Below are 4,945 nucleotides of genomic sequence, written 5' to 3' on the forward strand. Positions count from 1 at the left end.
GATAATATGTATTTTTTATCTTTAGATATAAGAAATTTTTATAACATATTCTTTTTATTTAATAATGTTATTTTACTTGAATAAGTAATGACTTTAACTTATATTGCTATTATTTTTTAATTAATTTGACAAAAAAATAAAGCCAGAAATCTATTCTGACCCAAAAATTTATAATTTAATCCCTCACATCATTATTTTCTGCAAACTCTTTATATATGTTTACAAATTCTTCTGCTATAGGAGATAAAGCTTCATCTTTTCTTTTAATGTAACCGCAGTCTAAAGTAATTTTTTTAGATAATGGAATTAACACAGTGCCATCATCTAGCTCTATTTTTTTCTTTATAGGCGTTCCTCTTAAAGAGAAATACACACCATCTGTTTTATGCAAAAAATAAGAAAGCATCTCGTGGTCCTGTACAGTTATAAAATGGTTGAAATTATCATAATCTAGCTCATTACCAATCCACATGGATATGTAACTTCTGTCTACATACTCATTAGTTAACAATAAATATTTTTTTAAATCATCAATATCTACTTTTTCTTTTGTTTTGCATAATGGATGACCAGCTCTTACTTGTACACAGACATGTCCATCTGTAACTCTTATAAATTCCAAGTTTTTAGACATAAAAGTTCTCTTATTAGTAAAACTTACAGGTCTAGTTATTTTTATTACTGCAATATCAGAAAGACCTGTTTCTACATCTCTAATAACATTTGAAAAACTATCTTGATTGATTATCAAGTTTAACATTTCATTTTTATGTCTATTATTTAACTCCAAGATAATATGTTTTATAAAAAATATATAATATGAAGAAATCCTAAAATTGACTTTTTCGTCCTTTGCTATGGTGTTCATATTTCTTATTAAGTCCATATTTCGCTCAATTTCTTCACCATATTGAAGCAACTCCATACCTTTAGCTGTCAACTCTACACCGGAATTACTTCTATCAAAAATTTTAAATCCCAATTCTTCTTCTAGCATCCTTATAGACATACTTAGATTTGGTTGACTCATGTATAGCTTTTTAGCAGCTTTTCCTATAGATCCTTGTTTAGCGATTTCTAAAATATAGCTTATTTGTTCTAATTTCAATATAATCACCTTTTCATTTAATTATATATTTATAAGAGAAAATCCTCTATAAAGGCCCATTTATAAATGTATTTGTATGTATGTATTTGTATATATGTTTAATATATTTTTTATAATTATATTTTAAGTATAACATATTTCTAACTAATTTTTATTGTTTTACATACAAAAAAGAATTGTCCAACAGCAATAAAGCTGTCAGACAATCCTTTTTGGGCCATATTATTTTTTATATTAAATTTTTTTAACTAACTGCATCCATGCCTTTTTGTAAGGCTTCTCTATTTATAGGTATAAATTTAGATTTTCTTTCTCCAAATACTTTCAAGAAAGCATGTAATACTGATTCTATATCAACTGCATTAGTTACCTTTAGACATGCACCTAACATTATCATATTTGCAACCTTAGGCATTCCCATTTCACCTGCTATATCATTAGCTGGTATATAAGTAACTTTTACATCATCTCTATCAACTTTTGTATCTATTAGAGAGCTATTAACTAATATATGTCCACCTGGTACAACATCTTTGACAAATTTCATAGAAGGTAGGTTCATTATTACTGCGCAAGTTGCATCATTTGCTATAACTGGGGAACCAACAGGTTCATCAGATACTGTTACTGCACAGTTTGCTGTACCACCACGCATTTCTGGTCCATAAGAAGGTAACCATGCAACTTCTTTTCCTTCTAGCATTCCTGCATATGTTAATAATTGTCCCATAGACATTACACCTTGACCACCAAATCCTGCACAAATTACTCTAGATGTTGCCATATTATTTCGCCTCCTTCGCTGCTTTTGCGGCTTCTATATCAATATCTTTTTTATTACCTGGGATATAGTATTTCATCATATTATCTCTTAACCATTGTAGTGCATCGTTTGGAGCTAGACCCCAGTTAGTTGGACAAGTAGACAAAACTTCAACTATACCAAATCCTAATCCTGCTTGTTGAACTTCAAAAGCTTTTCTTATTGCTTTTTTAGCATTTCTAACATTTTTAGGAGTATCTACTGTTACCCTTTCTACAAATACTGCACCTGTTAAAGTCGCAAGCATTTCACTAACTCTTATAGGGAATCCATTTCTTTCTGGATCTCTACCATCTTGAGCTGTTGTAGCTCTTTGACCTATTAATGTAGTTGGTGCCATTTGGCCACCAGTCATACCATATATACCGTTGTTAACGAATATAGTACTTATTTTTTCTCCTCTAGCAGCAGCATGAACAATTTCACACATACCGATTGAAGATAAATCACCATCACCTTGATAAGTAAATACAAACTTATCTGGATGAGTTCTCTTTATACCAGTAGCTACAGCTGGAGCTCTACCATGAGCAGCTTCATGTGTATCTACATTAAAATAATTATATGCTAATACTGAACATCCTACAGGAACTACCCCTATAGCATCTCCTAATAATCCCATTTCTTCTAATACCTCTGCTACTAATCTATGGATTATACCATGTGTACATCCTGGACAGTAGTGAGTTATCGCATCAGTTAAACCGTTAGTTTTCTTAAATACTACAGCCATTATTTAGCACCTCCTAAAGCGACTTCTCCCATTATTTCTTTAGCTTTTTCAGCTATATCACTTGGCACTGGTATCATACCACCACTTCTTCCATAGAAGTGAACTGGTAATTTGCATTCACATGCTAATTTAACATCATCTATCATTTGACCTAAACTCATTTCTACTACTAATAAGTTCTTAGCGTTTGGTATTTGTTTGAATGCTTCATTTGGATATGGCCATAAAGTTTTAGGTCTTATTAATCCTACTTTATATCCTTCTTTTCTCATTGATTCTATAGTTGTTTTAACTATTCTTGAAACTGTTCCATATGCTACAAATACCAATTCTGCATCTTCAGTTTTGTACATTTCATATTGAACTTCATTTTCTTCAATAGCTTTATATTTTCTTTCTAGATGTTCATTATGTTTTTCTAGTTCTTCTGATTGTAAATAAAGAGAATTTATTATATTAGGTTTTCTCTTATTTTGATGTCCACATGCAGCCCAATCTTTTGGAGCCAAGTCTCTATGTTTACGTTCTTTATCAAAATCAACAGGTTCCATCATTTGACCTATCATACCATCTGCAACTACCATAACAGGAGTTCTGTATTGATCCGCTACGTCAAATGCTTCTATAATCATATCGACTGCTTCTTGAACTGATGATGGAGCAAATACAGGAGTTCTATAGTCTCCATTTCCACCACCTTTAGTACTCATATAATAGTCAGATTGAGAAGGTTGTATTGTTCCAAGACCTGGACCACCTCTCATTATATTTAAAACTACACAAGGTACTTCAGCACCTGCACAGTAAGTAATTCCTTCTTGTTTTAATGCTACCCCTGGAGAAGATGAGGATGTCATCGCTCTAACACCTGAACCTCCTGCTCCATATACCATATTTATAGCTGCTAATTCTGATTCAGCTTGAACAAAAGCCCCTCCTACTTTTGGAAGTTCTCTTGATAAATATTCTGGTAACTCACTTTGTGGAGTTATTGGATATCCAAAGAAGTAACGGCATCCAGCTTCTATAGCTGCTTTACCAAATGCTTCATTACCTTTCATAAGTATTTTAGCCATTATTGATTCCCCCCTAATTCGAAATAATTAATCTCTTTCAACAGTTATAACAACGTCTGGACACATAAGTGCACAACTTGCACATCCAACACATTTTTCTTCATCAACTACTTTAGCTGGATTATATCCCTTTTGGTTAATATAATCTGTATCTATTGCTAATATTCCTTTTGGACATGCTTCAACACATAATCCACAACTCTTACAACGTTCTACATCAAAAGTCACTTTACCTTTAGCCATTTTATAGCCCCCCTTAACATTGTGTTTTATAAAACTCACACTACATCCATTCTTCTCTCAGATATAAATCTATTGGTAATATATCCCCTTCTAAGTTATCTGGTAGTGAATCTACTAGACTTCTTAAACATGAAACATATTTTATCGGGATATTAGTTAAATCTGAAACCTCTCTAGCTAATTTTTGACCTCTTAAAACATCTTCTACAGTAGTTTGTCTTATTAAATGTGTATTGTTTATTAAACCAGTTACTTTTAATTTTGAAGTTTCCTCCATAGATTTTATAAACTTTATGACATCCTCTGCAGTTTGAGTTTGCTCTCTATTTGCATTTACTACACAGAACATATCGTATTCACCTTCTACAAAATGTTCTGCAAATCTTCCTACAACTCTTGTCCCAACATTATCTCCGCCAACGTCTATTACATAGTCTACATCATTTTCATGTAAAGGTGTCATTACTTGTGCTGATACTGCTGGCAAATCTAATGTATCTGTTTCTATAGAACTATCAATTGGATTTATGCCCATAGCTCTAAGCTGTTCTTTCTTTTCTCTAGTTCTAAAATATACGTTTACTATATCCAAATCTGCAAATGCTATTTTTCCATCTACTATCTTTCTTAATTTTGTAACATAATTTATTGATACTTCACTTTTTCCACTGCCATAATGTCCAATAAATAGTCTTACTCTTTTATCATCTTTTATCATTTTTATCACCTATCTTTTAGATACTAATATAGCCTTTTGTTCTATGGCATTCATCAAATTGTTATGTATTTAATACAATAATTCCTATTCTTAAATCTTTTGTTAAATTTCACTATATATTTTTTAATTCTACTAAATAAATTTAAATAAAAACTAGAACAATTCTTCTACTTAAATTATATATATAGTTTTTGAAAAACAGCTAATATGTAAATTTTATCCATAGGTATAAATATTTTTTATT

General features: G+C 31.1%; 6 protein-coding genes. All 6 read right to left on the reverse strand.

Going from position 1 to position 4,945, the window contains the following annotated elements; genetic code table 11:
* Positions 1–175 precede the first annotated feature (175 nt).
* The 6 genes from I4U58_RS12540 to I4U58_RS12565 all read right to left on the reverse strand — a co-directional run bounded on the left by I4U58_RS12540 (position 176) and on the right by I4U58_RS12565 (position 4,701).
* Positions 176–1,108, reverse strand: a complete 933-nt coding sequence (locus tag I4U58_RS12540; protein WP_195931680.1) for a LysR family transcriptional regulator — start codon at positions 1,106–1,108, stop codon at positions 176–178.
* A 244-nt stretch (positions 1,109–1,352) separates the two neighbouring features.
* The gene (locus tag I4U58_RS12545) at positions 1,353–1,892 is read right to left on the reverse strand and encodes a 2-oxoacid:acceptor oxidoreductase family protein (RefSeq protein ID WP_195931681.1); all 540 of its coding nucleotides are present in this window, start codon (positions 1,890–1,892) and stop codon (positions 1,353–1,355) included.
* Between the two features lies 1 nt (position 1,893).
* The gene (locus I4U58_RS12550) at positions 1,894–2,664 is read right to left on the reverse strand and encodes a thiamine pyrophosphate-dependent enzyme (RefSeq protein WP_195931682.1); all 771 of its coding nucleotides are present in this window, start codon (positions 2,662–2,664) and stop codon (positions 1,894–1,896) included.
* Positions 2,664–3,743, reverse strand: a complete 1,080-nt coding sequence (locus I4U58_RS12555) for a 3-methyl-2-oxobutanoate dehydrogenase subunit VorB (protein WP_347708184.1) — start codon at positions 3,741–3,743, stop codon at positions 2,664–2,666. The genes I4U58_RS12550 and I4U58_RS12555 overlap by 1 nt, the downstream gene beginning before the upstream one ends.
* Before the next feature lie 24 nt (positions 3,744–3,767).
* Complete coding sequence (locus I4U58_RS12560; protein WP_207743892.1) at positions 3,768–3,983, reverse strand: 4Fe-4S binding protein; 216 nt, start codon at positions 3,981–3,983, stop codon at positions 3,768–3,770.
* Positions 3,984–4,023: 40 nt separating this feature from the next.
* Positions 4,024–4,701: an ATP-binding protein gene (locus I4U58_RS12565; protein WP_195931685.1), complete on the reverse strand. Its 678-nt coding sequence runs from the start codon at positions 4,699–4,701 to the stop codon at positions 4,024–4,026.
* Positions 4,702–4,945: the final 244 nt, after the last annotated feature.

Source organism: Clostridium sp. 1001270J_160509_D11 (genome assembly GCF_015667935.1).
In the GTDB taxonomy this organism is placed as follows: domain Bacteria; phylum Bacillota; class Clostridia; order Peptostreptococcales; family Peptostreptococcaceae; genus Intestinibacter.